This is a genomic window from Erwinia sp. STN24 (assembly GCF_041320675.1).
Classification (GTDB): Bacteria; Pseudomonadota; Gammaproteobacteria; order Enterobacterales; family Enterobacteriaceae; genus Erwinia; species Erwinia aeris.
The window spans coordinates 1,239,797-1,254,258 of sequence record NZ_JBGGPM010000001.1; the positions used below are offsets into that span (position 1 = coordinate 1,239,797).

A 14,462-nucleotide genomic window follows, 5' to 3' on the forward strand; every position below is an offset into this window, starting at 1 on the left:
GATGAAAGTTTGGTTTTTGCAGAATAATTTTCTTTCGCTACGCTTAAGTGTTTGCTACTGTATAAATACACAGTACTTATAAAGGGGGGGATTATGGAACCTGATGAGATCAAAGCTATGCAAAAAAAAATTTCTGGCATGCGGTTTATCGCTGAGCTGTCTTTGATAGCTAACTGCAAGCCTTGCGATCTTGAGCTGGCTCTTACTTTGATTGCCGATTTGGCAAACTCTGAGCCTTACAGTGAGGCCGACGAGAAAATTTTTTACGCTGCTAATTGAATTGTTATGAGAGTCGAAGTACATGGAGATCTCTGAATCGAGCTATGCATGCATAGAGTGCATGGATCTGCATTCGGATCTTTACGCACGATCTCCTCAACGGCACCAGTTATGGTGCCCTTCCCCGCTCTGTATGCAACTGCATTAAAAGCGATGAACAAAGCGGGCAGGCGTGGCGGGGATAGCATTGCGCGTGGAGGAGGTAAACATGTGTGCTGCAGGCTGCGTCAGCGCCTCGGAGGCGCGCGCAATGGTTTGGAAGTAACAAGAGAGGCGGCGAGGTATGACGGCCTCGTAAAATGCATCTGAGGCTTCTGCTAGCGTCTGGCATCGACCGGATTTGATGTGATACAGTTTTGACCAATAATGTGAACCATTTAAGGGAATGATATGGATACAACTGAGCAGCTAAACGGGACTTACTTTTATGGCGGACTTACCAACCTTTCCGCCGGAGAGCTTTACTTCTGGATTATGATTGATGTTACAGCTGAGCACTTCAGTAGTGTGAAAGATATCATGGCAATAGCAGCTATTTTTTCCGGGCAAAACGTTATTGACGTATCCGGTAAGCTAGGAGGAGCGTGGAAAGGTACGTCTTATGCTTCCATGTATTCCCGCAAGCTGTTACGTAATTATCGTCTTCCATTCAGGCTGCCCACATGGATTCAGAACCCTAAAAATCCTCTTCAAATAAAAAGGCTAATGACGCATAAATTGGGTACATTTGTCGGTCGTACAATCCCGGTTCTTGGATGGGTGATTATGGCTGCCGATGTAGCAATAATTGGCTGGAAAGCAACAGCAAAATACAACTGTATTGTTAATAAGGATGATAAAATATGGTAACTGACGATATTGAAAAGGCAGTTTTTGATTTAGTAGAAAGCTATAACGGAAGAAGCATTTTTACGTTTAAGCGGTATAAGCTTCAACTGGATACCGACCTGAATGAGGATTTCCGGATTGACCCGGAAGATGCTTATGAGCTGTTAGAACGCTACGCTGAAAAATTCAGTATCGAACCCGGCACGATTACCTTCACTGATTACTTTCCCGAAGATTTCAGGAAAACACACGATCCTTTGACCATTCGTCTGATGGTCGAATCTGCACGGGCTGGTCGCTGGCTTGGGAAATGAAAAACGCCTGCGAAAGTGGACATCTGAGTCAGTTTAGATATTAATCTTATAATGCAGAGACATTCCAGAAGGGAACTTTAAAATGGCAGCATATTTAGTAAGCAATTGCCCTAGGTGCGATGCTAATAAAATAACTTTCACTATTTTTGGGGGTACTCCTTATAAAGTACACATGGACTCTAAGCTGAATGCTGATGCTGAGGTGTTAGGTATGTGTGGCGCATGCTATGGTTCTTCAATTTTTGAAGTTCTTCCGAAAAATAGTTCTACTTCACCACCTGCTGCAGTTGAATGGCGAAATGCAAATTATAATATCGAAAGTAGATATTATATCGTAGGGGTCGTTACTCCTGCTGATTTGGCAATCAGCTCGCCCCCGGAATCACTCCCTGCCCATATAGAAATTGCTTTCATTGAAGGCTTAAAATGCCTGAGCATTAATTGTTATAATGCGGCAGCCACAATGTTTCGCCTTTGCCTGGACTTTGCTACTAAAGAACTTTTACCAGAGGAAGGCGAGCCCTCAAGTAAAATACGCCGGAGTTTGGGGCTACGTATGCAATGGCTATTTAGTAATGGCAAGATCGCTGCTTCGCTACAGGATTTGGCAGCGTGCATAAAAGATGATGGCAATGATGGAGCCCATGAAGGAATTCTAGATAAAGAATCTGCCTTAGATTTAGAAGACTTTACGCGAGTTCTTTTAACTCGGCTTTACACTGAGCCCGCTCAAGTCAATGAGGCTAGAAGAAGAATAGAACTTCGACACAGTAATAAATAGGAAAATCGGCTCAAGTAGCCGATTTTTAGTTTATTTATCTTTTTCCAAAGTATAAGTCCGAAAAGCGATTACCTCTTTCCCCATCCAGTCGTTAATCTCCTTCAGCCGCTCCTGCAATGGCGTTAACTCATTCCTGACGAACACCTGCGACGCCTTCACCGCATCCCCGAACCCGCCGGAGTTGTCCGGGATAATCCCCATCATCTGCGGCGGCACACGGTGCGCGCTTAACAGGTCGTCGCGGCTGGCCTTTTTGATGTTAAAGAAATCGTCTTTTGTCGCCACCTCGCTGAGAGGCAAAATTTTAATCCCGTCCGGCTTGCCGTTCGGCGCGTACATAAACAGGTTACGGAAGTTACCCAGGCCTTTGGTGTCGCGCATTGCCTGACGCATCCGGTCGACGTCGCTGGAACTCTGCGCCGCATCGGTCATATAGAGGATATAGCCCGCGTGCGCGCCGTTCTGATAATACTTGCGGCGAAACAGCGTGGCCGCCTCGTTCAGCCAGGCGGAGTTAAGCGCGCTGAGGTATTCCGGCAGGCCGTAAAGCTCCTGATTAACGTCCGGCTCAAGCAGGTGAAACACGCTGCCGGCTGCAAAATGGTGCGGCTCTTTCCAGTCGTTCACAAACCAGTATTCGCCGTCCTTCACGCCCTTGCGCGTGAATTTGGCCGGAGTGGTTTCCAGCCTCAAAGGCTCGCCGAGGCTGTTGCGACGCAGCTCGGCAAACGCATTTCCGAACACCAGATAATCCAGCGCAAACTTGCTGAACTCCTGCTGGCTTAACATCGGATGCGGAATACAGGTCGAGGCCAGAATGTTGCGCTTAACGTAAATGGGCGAGCTGTGATGCACCGCCGAACGCAGGCTTTTCGCCAGCCCGTGAAAGCTGACCGGCGGCTCGTACCAGCGCCCGTTTCCGATGCACTCCGCGTAATCCAGAATGTCGCGCTTATCCATTACCGGCGTCGGTTCACCAAAAGTGAATGCCTCAACCTGTTGGGGCGCTGCCGGTGCAGGCTGCGATTTTACTGAATATGACTTACGGCCGCTGCGCTTAGCCATGATTGCCACCTTTGATATCACTATCACTAAATACCGGCGCGCACTGGTAAAGCCAGCGGAATGCTTCTGCTCTGATCATGCCTTTATCTCGCATAGTTTCGGTAATTAAATCCCAGTCTGAAATTTGTTTCCAGCAAGCAGGATTGGTGTTGTGGTCGGACGCGATTTTTAACATCAGTAAAATTCCAGAATTGAAGGGTTAGCGCCGCCGCTGGCGGCGGTCAGCGGTTCGTTTAACAGCGCGTGCATGATTGCCCAGGCGACGTCCGCGTGGCTGGCGTCCTCGCTGCGGCTCGCCTCATAGGTTGAGCGGTTTCCGCTGGCGGTCATGGTCTTACGGATCGCCATAAAGGATTGAGTTATGTCGGTGCTTCCGGCGTCGTACTCCAGGCGGCCGCTGCCGATGGTGTCTTTGGCTTTGAGTACCATCCCGGTTTTGACTTCCGGCGAGTAACGGATCTCGCGGGCCGCCGGGTAAAACTGGCGGACGAGCTGAAAAACGCCCTGGCCGATGCCGGTGGCGTCCACGCCGATATATTCCACGGTGTATTTTTTGGTTAAGTCCTCAATAGATTTCGCCTGCGCGGCAAAGTCCATCCCGCGCCACTGATGATGCTCCAGCACGCGGAACTTGCCGCCCGCAACCAGCGGCGGCGCAATCACGGCACAGCCCGCGCTGTCGCCGGTGTGCGACGGGTCGTAGCCAATCCATACCGGGCGATAATCGAACGGGCGCAGCGCGTAGGGGTTAAAGTCCGTCCATTCTTCCAGACTGTCGATCATGCAGGTCTGCAGCTCGGCGAACGGGAACACGCTGGCCTCGTCGTCGACAAACTCGCACATTAAAAGGTTCTGATATTCCGACGGGCTGTATTCCAGAGAAAGCTGGTCCAGGTCAAACAGGTTACAGCCGCCGGTCAGCGCGTCCTCAACGGTGACAATCTGCCGCCACTGGCCATCGCCGCACAGCGCGCCTTTTGCCAGATGCGAGTGCGACAAATCCAGCTCGATGCGGTCATCCTTGCTGCGGCGGCCCTTATTGAATAATTCTCCTGACCAGAACGGATAGGCGCTGTGCGACAGGCTCGACGGCGTGGAGAAATACGTGGTGCGCCATTTCTTGTGCAGCGACATGCCGCTGGCGACCTTGCGCAGCTCCTGAAACTTCGGTATCCAGAAATATTCATCCAGATAGAGGTTGCCGGTGTAGCTCTGCGCGGTGCGCACGTTCGTCCCCAGGAAAATCAGGCGCGCGCCGTTCGGCAGCACAATCGGATCGCCCTTCAGGTCAACGTCAACCTGCCGGGCAAAGTCGATGATGTAATTTTTGAAAACGTGCGCCTGCGCCTTGCTGGCGGATAAAAATATCTGGTTGCGCCCGGTGGTCAGCGCATCAATCAGCGCCTCGCGGGCAAAGTAGAACGTTGCGCCGATCTGGCGGGACTTCAGGATATTGCGGATGCGATGATCCAGCCCGGCCTTATGCCAGTTGAGCTGGTACTGAAAGCAGTTATCCATAAACAGGCCGGTAAGTTTACTGGTCTGCTCGTCGCTGAAGACGTTTTTAATCACCGGCTGGCGCTCGCCCTTGTTGCGGTTGCGCACGTTCGGATTAAGGTCGGCCTCGTTACCTGAACTGCGGTAGCGCTCCACGCGGGCCAGCCGTTCTATCTGGCGGCCCAGCGCGTCTATCTCCTTGTAGTCCCCGTTGCCCTTTACCTCTTTCATGATGAGTTGAATTAACCGCGCCTCCATGCTGGCCTCGACGCGACTGATGGGCGCGATATCTTCCCACGCGTCGCGCAGCTTCCAGCTTTGCACGGTCGGTGTTTTCTGGCCGAGCGTCTCCGCAATCTGGCGCACGGAATAACCCTGCCAGTAAAGCAGCGCAGCCTGACGGCGCGGATCGCTGATGGTGGTTTGTATGTTCATGCCGACAAGGCTACCGGGGCGCAAAAAGGCGCGCCCGCTGTGCCTGTTTGCTGGTCGCTGAGCGGGCTGGCTTTCGTTGAGCGGATGGCCCGTGGCGGTGAAACTGGCCCCGACCTGAACCAATCCACTGACCGGAGCCTGATTAATGGCAACTAAAGCAAAGCGTTTTCGTATCGCAGTTGAAGGCGCAACCACCGACGGCCGCGTGATTTCCCGCGACTGGATCGCACAGATGGCGGCGAACTATGACCCGGCGATGTACGGCGCGCGCATCAACATGGAGCACATCAAGGGTTATACCCCTGATAGTCCTTTCCGCCGCTATGGCGATGTTACCGCCCTGAGCGCGGAAGAAATCGCAGACGGCCCGCTGAAAGGCAAACTGGCGCTTTATGGCGAAATCAGCCCGACGCCGGAGTTGGTCGAACTCACCAAAGCCCGCCAGAAAATCTACACCTCCATTGAGGTTAACCCGAAGTTTGCCGACATCGGCGAAGCATACCTGATTGGCCTGGCTGTCACCGACGACCCGGCGAGCCTTGGCACCGAAATCCTGAGCTTCAGCGCCAGCGCCGCAGCGAACCCGCTGGCATCCCGCAAGCAGCACAAGGACAACCTGTTTACCGCCGCCGAAGAAACGCTGATCGAATTCACCGAAGAGGCCGACCCGACGCCGTCGCTGCTGGCCCGCGTGACCGCGATGTTCTCCACGAAGAAGAAAAGCGCCGATTTGCAGTTTGCCGACGTCAGCGCGGCCGTTACTGCCGTGGCCGAGCAGGTGCAGCAGAACGGCGAGGCGCAGGCGCAAAACCTGTCGGCGCTGGAAACCGCCTTAACCGAGAGGCTCAACGCGCTGGAAGTGCACGCCGGAGAAGACCGCACCGCCTTTAACGCGCTGCAGGCGCAGCTTGCGAAAACAGACGGCGGCTTTTCACGTCGCCCGGCCTCGACCGGCGGCGATAACACCGCCAACGTGCAGACCGACTGCTGATTTAAAAATTTAACTGAATACAGGAGCGCAAATGCGCCAGAACACCCGCTTTAAATTTAACGCCTTTATGTCCCGCCTGGCCGAGCTGAACGGCGTCGAAACCGGCGACATGAACAAGAAATTCACCGTTGAGCCAGCGGTGACGCAGACGCTGATGAACCGCGTGCAGGAGTCGTCGGACTTTTTGACCCGCATTAACATTGTGCCGGTGTCCGAAATGAAGGGCGAGAAAATCGGGATCGGCGTGTCCGGCTCGATTGCCAGCACCACCGACACCGCTGGCGGCGACGAACGTGAAACCGCCGACTTCTCCGCGCTGGACAGCACCGGCTACGAGTGCGTGCAGGTTAACTACGACTTCCATATCCGCTACAACACGCTTGACCTGTGGGCGCGCTATGAAGATTTTCAGGCCCGCCTGCGTGACGCCATCATCAAGCGCCAGAGCCTTGACCGCATCATGATCGGCTTTAACGGCGTGTCGCGCGCCAAAACCTCCAATCGCGCCAAAAATCCGATGCTGCAGGACGTGGCGGTTGGCTGGCTGCAGAAGTACCGCAACGACGCGCCGGAGCGCGTGATGAACAAAACCACAGCGGAAGACGGCACCGTGACCGACGGCGTACTGATTGGTAAAGGCCGCACCTACGCCAATCTTGACGCCGTGGTGATGGATGCGACCAATACCCTGATCGAGCCGTGGTATCAGGAAGACCCGGAGCTGGTTGTTGTCTGCGGTCGCCAGCTGCTGGCCGACAAGTATTTCCCGCTGGTTAACCAGGTGCAGGCCAATACCGAGGCGCTGGCGGGCGATCTGATTGTGAGCCAGAAGCGTATCGGCAACCTGCCTGCCGTGCGCGTGCCGTACTTCCCGGCGGACGCGATGCTGATTACCCGCCTGGACAACCTGTCGATTTATTTTCAGGAAGGCACGCACCGCCGCATGATCGACGAGGTAGCGAAGCGCGACCGCATCGAAAACTACGAGTCAATTAACGAGGACTATGTGGTGGAGGATTACGCGGCGGGCTGCCTGATTGAGAAAATCACCCTGTCCGACGCGCCTGCAGCAGCGGCAACGCCGGAGGCATAACGCATGTTAAGCCCTGCCCGACGTCACCTTATGCGCCAGCAGGCGGAAGCGGCCTCGCAGCAGACCAGCAACCCGCTGCGCCACGCCAACGGCTACGAGCTGATGCTGTTGAAGCTCAACGACGACAAGCGCCGCCTGAAGAAAGTGCGCTCGCAGGAGCGAAAAGCAGAACTCAAGCGCAACATGCTGCCGGAGTATCTGCCCTGGGTGGCGGGCGTGCTGGCGAAAGGCACCGGCACGCAGGACGCCGTACTGATGACCGTCATGATCTGGCGGCTGGATGCGGGCGACGTGCCGGGCGCGCTGGATATAGCCCGCTACGCGCTTACACACGGGTTAGTGCCGCCGTCGGGCTTTAAGCGCGACGCAACCGCCTACCTTCTGGCCGAAGAGGTTGCCGACGCGGCAACCCGCGCCCGGACGCTGGGCGAGGCGGTTGATTTTGCCCCGCTGCTGGCAACGCTTGAGCTGACGAAATCCGAAGATATGCCCGACCAGGTGCGCGCAAAGCTGCACAAAATCACCGGGTACGTCTTACGCGATGCGGGCAGGGCTTTGGATGCGATGGAACATTTAAAAAGGGCGCTGCAGCTGCATGAGGGCTGCGGCGTCAAAAAAGACATTGAGCGGCTGGCAACCGAGCTGAAGAAACAGGCTGTTGCCCGCCGCTGACCGAACGCGCCCCGCGCCGGGCGGCAGAGTCGCAACGCATTTTTAATGTCTGCGCGACTCTCCACCGCCCACCTATTTTAAGGCCGACTATGAACACGATTGTTATTCCTGCCCCGCGACCGACAGACGATGCCGAGCCGCCGGTAAAGAACACCTTTTTCTGGCCTGACGTGAACCTGCAGCAGCTGCGCAACACGCTGCGCTATGAAGGCACCGTGACCGCGCAGCGCCTGCGCCTTGCGGTAAAAACGGCGATTTCCGAAGTCAACGCCGAGCTGTACGACTGGCGTGCCGAACAAATGGCGGCGGGCTTTAACCGGCTTTCCGACGTTCCGGCGGAAACGTTCGACGGCGAGAGCGAAAAAGCCGCGCACTACTTTGCCGCCGTCAGCGCCCTGACCGGTGCCGCGATTGTTGAGCGCTATCGCGGCTATGACGCCAGCGGCAAAAAAGGCGCAGAGGTGGAGGCAAGCGCGGATGAGTACTGGCGCGACGCGCGTTTCAGTATCAGCCGCATCGCCGGGCGTTCCGGCTGCATCGTGAGCCTGCTGTGATTATTTACGCGCAGCAGGACGACACCGTAGACCAGATTTGCTGGCGGTACTACGGGCGCACGGCGCAGGCCGTTGAACGGGTCTACGCCGCCAATCCGGGGCTTGCCGAAAGTGGGCCGGTGCTGATGCACGGCTGCGAGGTGACGCTGCCGGATCTGCCTGACGCCGCTGCGGATGAAACCATCAATCTGTGGGACTGAAAACGATGGAGAAAATCAATTCGCTGGTTAACTACCTGATCGGCCTGGTGCTGATGTGGTTCGGTCGCCACACGCCGCAGGATATCGCCTTTATGGTCGGTTCCGGCGTGGCCGTGGTGACGCTGGTGATTAACGTGGCGACGTTTTTTATCAACTGGCACTATCGCCGCAAAACCTACGAGCTGCAGCGGCAGGGGGTAAACCATGAAGGCCGCTAAACACTGCGCGGTGATTGCCGTACTGGCAATTGCAACGCTGCTGCCGCAGTTTAAAACGCTGAAAATATCCGACGGCGGACTGGCCCTGATTGCCGATGCCGAAGGCTGCCGCACCTCGCCTTATCAGTGCAGCGCCGGAGTCTGGACAAACGGGATCGGACACACTGCAGGCGTGACGCCGAAAAGCCACGTCAGCGAGCGGCAGGCCGCCGTTAATCTGGTGTACGACGTGATGCGCGTGGAGCGCCAGCTTGCCGTGTGCGTGCCGGTTGATATGCCGCAGCCGGTGTATGACGCACTGGTGAGCTTCTCGTTTAACGTCGGCACCGGCGCGGCCTGTGGGTCAACGCTGGCCGGTTATCTGAAGCGCCAGCAGTGGCGGCAGGCGTGCGGCCAGCTCGACCGCTGGGTCTACGTGAACGGCGTCAGAAATGCCGGGCTGGCAAACCGCCGCCAGCGTGAAAAAGCCTGGTGCTTAAAGGGGACGTCATGATCCGCCTGTTAACAGCATTACTGGCTGTGGCGCTCGTCGCGCTGGGGCTGACCGGCTGGCGGCTGAATGCGGCAAATGGCCACCTTACCGACGCGCAGCGCATTATCGGCACGCTGTCCGCCGGAATTGAAAGCCGCGACAAGGCCATCAGTCGTTTAAATGACGAGGCAAAAGCGGGCCAGAAACGCGAGGCCGCGCTGCGCCTGCTGCAGGGCCGCGCCGGGATGGCGGCCCTTAACCGTGAACTGACCATGCAGAGAGAAACCGATGCCAACCCGACATTACGCAGCTGGTCTGCTGCTGCTCTGCCTGCTGACGTTATCCGGCTGCAGTCGCGGCCCGCATTCAGCAACGCCCGAGATTATCTGGACTGGCTGTCCGCGCGTGACAAGCTGCCCGCTGCCGGGCAACAGCCTGCAGACCCAGGGCGATTTAGCGGCGGATAACCGCCAGTTAGAGGCTGCGCTTGCATCGTGCGGGCTGCAGGTGGAAATCATCAAAGAATGCCAGGAGCAGCACGATGGAGAAACCGAAACAGCTACGCCGGGCGCTGACCGACAGCGTGCCGCTGCTGCAAAGAAACCCTGACGGGCTGAATATGTTTATCGACGGCGGGCGCATTGCCTCCACGCTCGGCCCGTCATTGTCGTTTGAATATCAGTATCAGCTTAATCTTGTGATCACCGATTACGGCGACGATATCGATCTGGTTATGGTGCCGCTGCTGGCGTGGCTGCGTGAAAATCAGCCGGATATTATGGCGACCGAAGAGAAGCGCCGCACCGGCTTCACTTTTAAGGTGGACGTGCTGAGCGACACGCTGTGCGATATCAGCATCGATCTGCAGCTGACCGAGCGCGTGATTGTGAAGCAGGAAGGCGACGCGCTGCACGTTACCCACGCGGGCGAAAATCCGCTGCCGGATAACGTGGCGCGGCCAACGCAGCTTTACGCGGGCGGCGAGTTGGTCAGCGGGCTGCAGTTATGAACGGGCTGGAGGCGTTCGACGTAAGACTAAACGCGCTTATTGGCAACCTGTCGCCTGCTGCCCGTAAGAAAATGGCGCGCACCATCGCACAGCGCCTGCGCGCCTATCAGCAGCAGAATATCAGGCGCCAGCAGGCGCCGGACGGCACGGCGTTCAAACCACGCAAGGCACCGGCACGCAAAAAGAAAGGACGGATAAAACGCGAGATGTTTGCAAAACTGCGTACGGCTAAATACATGAAGGCAAAAGGCACCGCCAACGACGCCGTGGTGGAGTTTGCCGGAAACGTGCAGCGTATGGCCCGCGTGCATCATTACGGGCTGCGCGACCGGCCAGCCCGTGGGGGAAAAGAGGTGCAGTATGAAGCTCGGCAATTATTGGGCTTTGACGAAGCAGCTAAAAAAGCCACTCGAAAAAGCATATCCTCAGCTTTACTTCTCTAAGATATTTACTTTTTTGACTTAATGATTGTCTCTGTATATTCGATCGTCATGCTTTTAATGTCGAGCTTATGAGGTTTTAAAAAACGATGTATGGTTGTTTCATCTAAAGAATGGATATCATAGTCTCTTAATTCTTTAAAAAATGATCTTACGTTGTTTTTTAATGATTTTAACTTTGAGTTACGCATCACTTCAACATCGTAGTTAAGGTCACCGTAGTAAGAAAGTATTTTTGAATTTATTATTATTATCCTTTTGCAGCTTGCATCTCCATATTCATCATAAAACCAGCCGCAATGATTGTTCATTTGCCCTGCTTCATGTTTGTTTATTTCCTTTCTGTCTTCGCTAACTTCATTTTTACATTCGATAAGGAAGTACTGATCATCAACGCCTCCCCACAAATTATCAGGCCCCTTTCCTATTTCTTTGTCTGGGCGTTGGCACATAAATCCTAGTGATAATCCTAAATCATGGACAGCCTGTTCAAACTTCTCTGACTGCATTCCGAAAGAGAGATTTTGTAAAATACCATCTACGTTTATCATTAATGCTTGATAACTGTCATGGCTATTAATCCATTGTATTATCCTGTTAGAGCGGGATGAGTTGATTACCTCTATTTTTTTATAGGTTACGCCGTCCTTGGGCTTTAAAAGATTAACATTGCGTTGAAAAGCAGACTTTTGTATTTTATCTGAATCGACTTTGCTTAATCCGTATCTATAACGAGCTTGAAGCTGTAAATACCATCCTTTTTCCATGTCATCAGTAACATAATTGTCGCATATTTCTTGAATTATCTCACAAGCTTTATCAACCTCACCTTTAAGCAAGTTTTTTTCTGCCAAGTATTCCATATGGATCAGTTCGTATAGAGAGTGGTCTGGTGTAGTCTTTTCTATTTCATCCATGTTCTGATTGTAAAAAAGCTTCCAGCCGTCATCTCTCAATAGAGAATTATTCAGTAAGCCTACAAAGAGTTTCTCTATATTTGCTCCATCCTCTAATTCCTCCTTGGCAAACTCAACGATTTGACTGCCTATTTCTATTTGTTTTTTTGTTTGCTGTGAGAAATACTTTGTAGTGAGGGGGCTTTTTAAAAACTGCACCAAGTCCCCTCCAGTAATAATTATTATACTATAATCTTTTTCCCCCCTTACACTTCTACCAAGTCCTTGCTCAACCTTTTGTGCAGTAAGTATATTAATGATATCACTGCTTGGTCTGCACTCCTCTTCGTATCTATCAGATAAACTCTCAGAATAAGGTTTTGAATCTATAACAAGAATGCGACAGGAGTTATCCGGCAAATCTATACCATCGTAGCGATTTGCAAAAACTACAGCTTGTGTATAATAACCATTTTTGAGTGATTCTATATTATTATAAATGGTTTCAGTAGATGATACTATTGCCCCTATCTTTTCAAACTGTTTTTTGTTGTTAAAGCTAGGAGTTAAACAAACAGTTCCAAACTTATGGTTTTCATGGGGTTTCAGGATTAAATTAACAATCTTCTCTCTATCCAGTGATTCATCTATTAATGATGGTATAAGAATCATTTTTTCACCAGACCAAATTAAATCATCATTTACTAGGGGGTGCCTTACAGAATCAATGTTAAAACCTAAACCTTTTATAAAAAATGAATCATTTTGCGTTGTGGCAGACATTAGGAAACGATGGCTTGCCTTACTAAAAGTGCCGAATACATCTATTAGGGATATGGCAGGTGAAATTTCTAAATATTCACCGGAAATAAAAGCCTGGCAGTTATGCAATTCGTTCTTTATTAAGGGCCAAGTATATGAAATGAGCTTGTCCTCAATGTGTTTTATCATTTCCTGAGCTACCTGCTCTTTTTTGTCTATCCATGACCAGTATGGTATTGGTAATACTGATGAATAACCAACTCCACTTTCAATTTCCAAGAAAGAACCTTCCCCTTGTTCTTTTAATGCGTCACTAAATATATTTAATGTAGATTTATATAAAGCATGATTCTTATCAACTTTAATAGTAAAACAATTTTTTATTGCATCAATACAAGCCTGGGAATCATCAATAATAATCGAATTCGGCACTATGGATTTTGAACCAATCCCAAACTTCGTCCTTCCATTAAATATTTTTTGAACATGTGTTATTAATATTTTCTTTCCGGCAAGGAAATCATCAGGTATCTCCTTGCTTTTATCGATTATACAATAGGGAACCCCAAACTTTTCTGCGTCTTTTACGGCCTGCTTTGCAAGGTAAATGTTAGGGCAAACATATAGGCATGGCTGATTACTTTCGTTTATCTTTGACTGTAGTATAAGCAAACCTATCAGGGTCTTACCCTCACCAGTATGTAATTTAATAATATTATCTCTTTTTTCTCTCGTATTGTTATACCAACTTTCTAAGATTTTACTTTGTGAGGGACGTAACGGGCCGGCCTCGCTTTTCCTATCCAAATATTCATATATTTCAACCGGGTTCGTGCGCTTAGGTATTTCTCTTTGCTTTAGTTTCTTTTTAAAATCAACCATTTGATTGCTAACCCTCTTGCTGAGTGAAAGGAAATCTTTAGATTTGCTAATCTATTGTTGATTTGCCCGGTGAGCAATAGCTAAAAGCAAAAAAATATTCATCAGCTAAATTTTCATGCACATTTGAAACATGCAAAATAATATTCACATTCCAGAAATCCTGCGCCTCTTGCGCAATCTGATCCGCATCGGCACCGTGTCCGCCGTCAATCTCGACGACGGGCTGTGCCGCGTGGATACCGGCAACAACACAACCAACTGGCTGCACTGGCTGGCCGCCCGTGCGGGTCGTACCCGTTCATGGAATGCGCCATCGGTCGGCGAGCAGGTGCTTGTTTTGTGCCTGGGCGGCGAGCTGGATACCGGCTTTATCTTGCCGGGCGTATTTTCCGACGATCATCCTGCGCCGTCGGCCTCGGCTGATGCGCTGCACTGGTCGTTTCCCGACGGCGCGGTAATTGAGTACGAGCCTGCCAGCGGCGCGCTGAAGGCAACCGGCATCCAGACCGCGACCATACAGGCCGCCGTCAAAATCATGCTGGACTCGCCCGAAGTTGAATGCTCGGCGCTGCTCAAAACCGCCACGCTGGAAGTCACCGGTGGCGGCACGATGAAAGGCGACGTTCAGCACAGCGGCGGCAGCTTCAGCTCTAACGGTGTGATCGTGCATTCCCATAAGCACGGCGGCGTGAAGTCCGGCGGCGACACGTCCGGAGGGCCGCAATAATGACCGTACGATATTCCGGCATGAGCCGCGACACCGGCGGGGCGCTGACCGACCTTGATCATATTCGCCAGTCGGTGCGCGACATTCTGTTAACGCCGGTCGGTTCCCGCGTGATGCGCCGCAGCTACGGCTCGCTTTTATCCGCGCTGATTGACCAGCCACGGAACGAGGCGCTGCGCCTGCAGATTATGTCGGCCTGCTACATGGCGATTTTGCATTGGGAGCCGCGCATCAGGCTGACCGGCATCTCTTACGAATCCGCGTTCGATGGCGGCATGGTGGTTGAAATCACCGGCAGCCGCACCGATACCGCGCAGGATTTTTCCTTAACCGTTCCCGTGAGCTGA

Annotated in this window: 20 protein-coding genes and 1 pseudogene; 17 read left to right on the forward strand and 4 right to left on the reverse strand. The window is 52.5% G+C overall.

The window, feature by feature from the left end; translation table 11 throughout:
- Nucleotides 1-117 precede the first annotated feature (117 nt).
- The 4 genes from ACA373_RS05965 to ACA373_RS05980 all read left to right on the forward strand — a co-directional run bounded on the left by ACA373_RS05965 (nt 118) and on the right by ACA373_RS05980 (nt 2,202).
- Entirely contained in the window at nt 118-279 is a 162-nt protein-coding gene (locus ACA373_RS05965; protein ID WP_370255992.1) for a hypothetical protein, read from the forward strand.
- Between the two features lie 390 nt (nt 280-669).
- Complete coding sequence (locus tag ACA373_RS05970; RefSeq protein ID WP_370734192.1) at nt 670-1,128, forward strand: STM2901 family protein; 459 nt, start codon at nt 670-672, stop codon at nt 1,126-1,128.
- Nucleotides 1,122-1,421, forward strand: a complete 300-nt coding sequence (locus tag ACA373_RS05975) for a DUF1493 family protein (RefSeq protein WP_370734193.1) — start codon at nt 1,122-1,124, stop codon at nt 1,419-1,421. Before ACA373_RS05970 ends, ACA373_RS05975 begins: the two co-directional genes overlap by 7 nt.
- Before the next feature lie 82 nt (nt 1,422-1,503).
- Complete coding sequence (locus ACA373_RS05980) at nt 1,504-2,202, forward strand: DUF4145 domain-containing protein (protein WP_370734194.1); 699 nt, start codon at nt 1,504-1,506, stop codon at nt 2,200-2,202.
- Between the two features lie 30 nt (nt 2,203-2,232).
- On the opposite strand, the gene ACA373_RS05985 is transcribed toward ACA373_RS05980, so the two are convergent.
- The 3 genes from ACA373_RS05985 to ACA373_RS05995 are packed head-to-tail and all read right to left on the reverse strand — an operon-like array spanning nt 2,233 to nt 5,199.
- Nucleotides 2,233-3,267, reverse strand: a complete 1,035-nt coding sequence (locus ACA373_RS05985; RefSeq protein ID WP_370734195.1) for a phage portal protein — start codon at nt 3,265-3,267, stop codon at nt 2,233-2,235.
- The gene (locus ACA373_RS05990) at nt 3,260-3,442 is read right to left on the reverse strand and encodes a hypothetical protein (RefSeq protein WP_370734196.1); all 183 of its coding nucleotides are present in this window, start codon (nt 3,440-3,442) and stop codon (nt 3,260-3,262) included. The genes ACA373_RS05985 and ACA373_RS05990 overlap by 8 nt, the downstream gene beginning before the upstream one ends.
- Complete coding sequence (locus tag ACA373_RS05995) at nt 3,442-5,199, reverse strand: terminase ATPase subunit family protein (RefSeq protein WP_370734197.1); 1,758 nt, start codon at nt 5,197-5,199, stop codon at nt 3,442-3,444. Before ACA373_RS05995 ends, ACA373_RS05990 begins: the two co-directional genes overlap by 1 nt.
- A 145-nt stretch (nt 5,200-5,344) precedes the next feature.
- On the opposite strand from ACA373_RS05995, the gene ACA373_RS06000 reads away from it, so the two are divergent.
- The 11 genes and pseudogenes from ACA373_RS06000 (at nt 5,345) to ACA373_RS06050 (ending at nt 10,851) form a co-directional block, all read left to right on the forward strand.
- Nucleotides 5,345-6,190: a GPO family capsid scaffolding protein gene (locus ACA373_RS06000; protein WP_370734198.1), complete on the forward strand. Its 846-nt coding sequence runs from the start codon at nt 5,345-5,347 to the stop codon at nt 6,188-6,190.
- A 31-nt stretch (nt 6,191-6,221) separates the two neighbouring features.
- Entirely contained in the window at nt 6,222-7,283 is a 1,062-nt protein-coding gene (locus ACA373_RS06005; protein WP_370734199.1) for a phage major capsid protein, P2 family, read from the forward strand.
- A 3-nt stretch (nt 7,284-7,286) separates the two neighbouring features.
- The gene (locus ACA373_RS06010; RefSeq protein ID WP_370734200.1) at nt 7,287-7,955 is read left to right on the forward strand and encodes a terminase endonuclease subunit; all 669 of its coding nucleotides are present in this window, start codon (nt 7,287-7,289) and stop codon (nt 7,953-7,955) included.
- Between the two features lie 89 nt (nt 7,956-8,044).
- Complete coding sequence (locus tag ACA373_RS06015) at nt 8,045-8,509, forward strand: head completion/stabilization protein (protein WP_370734201.1); 465 nt, start codon at nt 8,045-8,047, stop codon at nt 8,507-8,509.
- Nucleotides 8,506-8,709: a tail protein X gene (locus ACA373_RS06020; RefSeq protein ID WP_370734202.1), complete on the forward strand. Its 204-nt coding sequence runs from the start codon at nt 8,506-8,508 to the stop codon at nt 8,707-8,709. Before ACA373_RS06015 ends, ACA373_RS06020 begins: the two co-directional genes overlap by 4 nt.
- 5 nt (nt 8,710-8,714) lie before the next feature.
- On the forward strand, nt 8,715-8,927 hold the full coding sequence (locus tag ACA373_RS06025; RefSeq protein WP_301730256.1) for an HP1 family phage holin: 213 nt from the start codon (nt 8,715-8,717) through the stop codon (nt 8,925-8,927).
- Nucleotides 8,914-9,420 carry a lysozyme gene (locus ACA373_RS06030; protein WP_370734203.1) on the forward strand — a complete coding sequence of 169 codons (507 nt, stop codon included), beginning with the start codon at nt 8,914-8,916 and terminating at the stop codon, nt 9,418-9,420. Before ACA373_RS06025 ends, ACA373_RS06030 begins: the two co-directional genes overlap by 14 nt.
- Nucleotides 9,417-9,767 (forward strand): annotated as a pseudogene (locus ACA373_RS06035) (LysB family phage lysis regulatory protein); the annotation flags it as partial. The gene ACA373_RS06030 and the pseudogene ACA373_RS06035, both read left to right, overlap by 4 nt.
- On the forward strand, nt 9,688-10,008 hold the full coding sequence (lysC, locus tag ACA373_RS06040) for an Rz1-like lysis system protein LysC (protein ID WP_370734204.1): 321 nt from the start codon (nt 9,688-9,690) through the stop codon (nt 10,006-10,008). The pseudogene ACA373_RS06035 and the gene lysC, both read left to right, overlap by 80 nt.
- Nucleotides 9,941-10,408, forward strand: coding sequence for a phage tail protein (locus ACA373_RS06045; protein WP_370734205.1), 468 nt, complete (start codon nt 9,941-9,943; stop codon nt 10,406-10,408). The genes lysC and ACA373_RS06045 overlap by 68 nt, the downstream gene beginning before the upstream one ends.
- Nucleotides 10,405-10,851, forward strand: coding sequence for a phage virion morphogenesis protein (locus tag ACA373_RS06050; RefSeq protein WP_370734206.1), 447 nt, complete (start codon nt 10,405-10,407; stop codon nt 10,849-10,851). The genes ACA373_RS06045 and ACA373_RS06050 overlap by 4 nt, the downstream gene beginning before the upstream one ends.
- 5 nt (nt 10,852-10,856) lie before the next feature.
- Here ACA373_RS06050 and ACA373_RS06055 read toward each other — a convergent pair whose 3' ends face one another.
- Nucleotides 10,857-13,388, reverse strand: coding sequence for a DEAD/DEAH box helicase family protein (locus ACA373_RS06055; protein WP_370734207.1), 2,532 nt, complete (start codon nt 13,386-13,388; stop codon nt 10,857-10,859).
- 130 nt (nt 13,389-13,518) lie between these two features.
- Here ACA373_RS06055 and ACA373_RS06060 point away from each other — a divergent pair, with 130 nt between their 5' ends.
- Both ACA373_RS06060 and ACA373_RS06065 read left to right on the forward strand, forming a co-directional pair.
- Nucleotides 13,519-14,115 (forward strand): phage baseplate assembly protein V, encoded by a 597-nt coding sequence (locus ACA373_RS06060; protein WP_370734208.1) that lies wholly within the window; start codon nt 13,519-13,521, stop codon nt 14,113-14,115.
- Nucleotides 14,115-14,462, forward strand: a complete 348-nt coding sequence (locus ACA373_RS06065; RefSeq protein ID WP_370734209.1) for a GPW/gp25 family protein — start codon at nt 14,115-14,117, stop codon at nt 14,460-14,462. Before ACA373_RS06060 ends, ACA373_RS06065 begins: the two co-directional genes overlap by 1 nt.

Excerpts from the sequence above, each read along its gene's own strand:
- ACA373_RS05965 (WP_370255992.1), top strand. The coding sequence starts at position 118 with ATGCAAAAAAAAATTTCTGGCATGCGGTTTATCGCTGAGCTGTCTTTG.
- ACA373_RS05970 (WP_370734192.1), top strand. The coding sequence starts at position 670 with ATGGATACAACTGAGCAGCTAAACGGGACTTACTTTTATGGCGGACTT.
- ACA373_RS05975 (WP_370734193.1), top strand. The coding sequence starts at position 1,122 with ATGGTAACTGACGATATTGAAAAGGCAGTTTTTGATTTAGTAGAAAGC.
- ACA373_RS05980 (WP_370734194.1), top strand. The coding sequence starts at position 1,504 with ATGGCAGCATATTTAGTAAGCAATTGCCCTAGGTGCGATGCTAATAAA.
- ACA373_RS05985 (WP_370734195.1), bottom strand. The coding sequence starts at position 3,267 with ATGGCTAAGCGCAGCGGCCGTAAGTCATATTCAGTAAAATCGCAGCCT.
- ACA373_RS05990 (WP_370734196.1), bottom strand. The coding sequence starts at position 3,442 with ATGTTAAAAATCGCGTCCGACCACAACACCAATCCTGCTTGCTGGAAA.
- ACA373_RS05995 (WP_370734197.1), bottom strand. The coding sequence starts at position 5,199 with ATGAACATACAAACCACCATCAGCGATCCGCGCCGTCAGGCTGCGCTG.
- ACA373_RS06000 (WP_370734198.1), top strand. The coding sequence starts at position 5,345 with ATGGCAACTAAAGCAAAGCGTTTTCGTATCGCAGTTGAAGGCGCAACC.
- ACA373_RS06005 (WP_370734199.1), top strand. The coding sequence starts at position 6,222 with ATGCGCCAGAACACCCGCTTTAAATTTAACGCCTTTATGTCCCGCCTG.
- ACA373_RS06010 (WP_370734200.1), top strand. The coding sequence starts at position 7,287 with ATGTTAAGCCCTGCCCGACGTCACCTTATGCGCCAGCAGGCGGAAGCG.
- ACA373_RS06015 (WP_370734201.1), top strand. The coding sequence starts at position 8,045 with ATGAACACGATTGTTATTCCTGCCCCGCGACCGACAGACGATGCCGAG.
- ACA373_RS06025 (WP_301730256.1), top strand. The coding sequence starts at position 8,715 with ATGGAGAAAATCAATTCGCTGGTTAACTACCTGATCGGCCTGGTGCTG.
- ACA373_RS06030 (WP_370734203.1), top strand. The coding sequence starts at position 8,914 with ATGAAGGCCGCTAAACACTGCGCGGTGATTGCCGTACTGGCAATTGCA.
- lysC (WP_370734204.1), top strand. The coding sequence starts at position 9,688 with ATGCCAACCCGACATTACGCAGCTGGTCTGCTGCTGCTCTGCCTGCTG.
- ACA373_RS06045 (WP_370734205.1), top strand. The coding sequence starts at position 9,941 with ATGGAGAAACCGAAACAGCTACGCCGGGCGCTGACCGACAGCGTGCCG.
- ACA373_RS06050 (WP_370734206.1), top strand. The coding sequence starts at position 10,405 with ATGAACGGGCTGGAGGCGTTCGACGTAAGACTAAACGCGCTTATTGGC.
- ACA373_RS06055 (WP_370734207.1), bottom strand. The coding sequence starts at position 13,388 with ATGGTTGATTTTAAAAAGAAACTAAAGCAAAGAGAAATACCTAAGCGC.
- ACA373_RS06060 (WP_370734208.1), top strand. The coding sequence starts at position 13,519 with ATGCAAAATAATATTCACATTCCAGAAATCCTGCGCCTCTTGCGCAAT.
- ACA373_RS06065 (WP_370734209.1), top strand. The coding sequence starts at position 14,115 with ATGACCGTACGATATTCCGGCATGAGCCGCGACACCGGCGGGGCGCTG.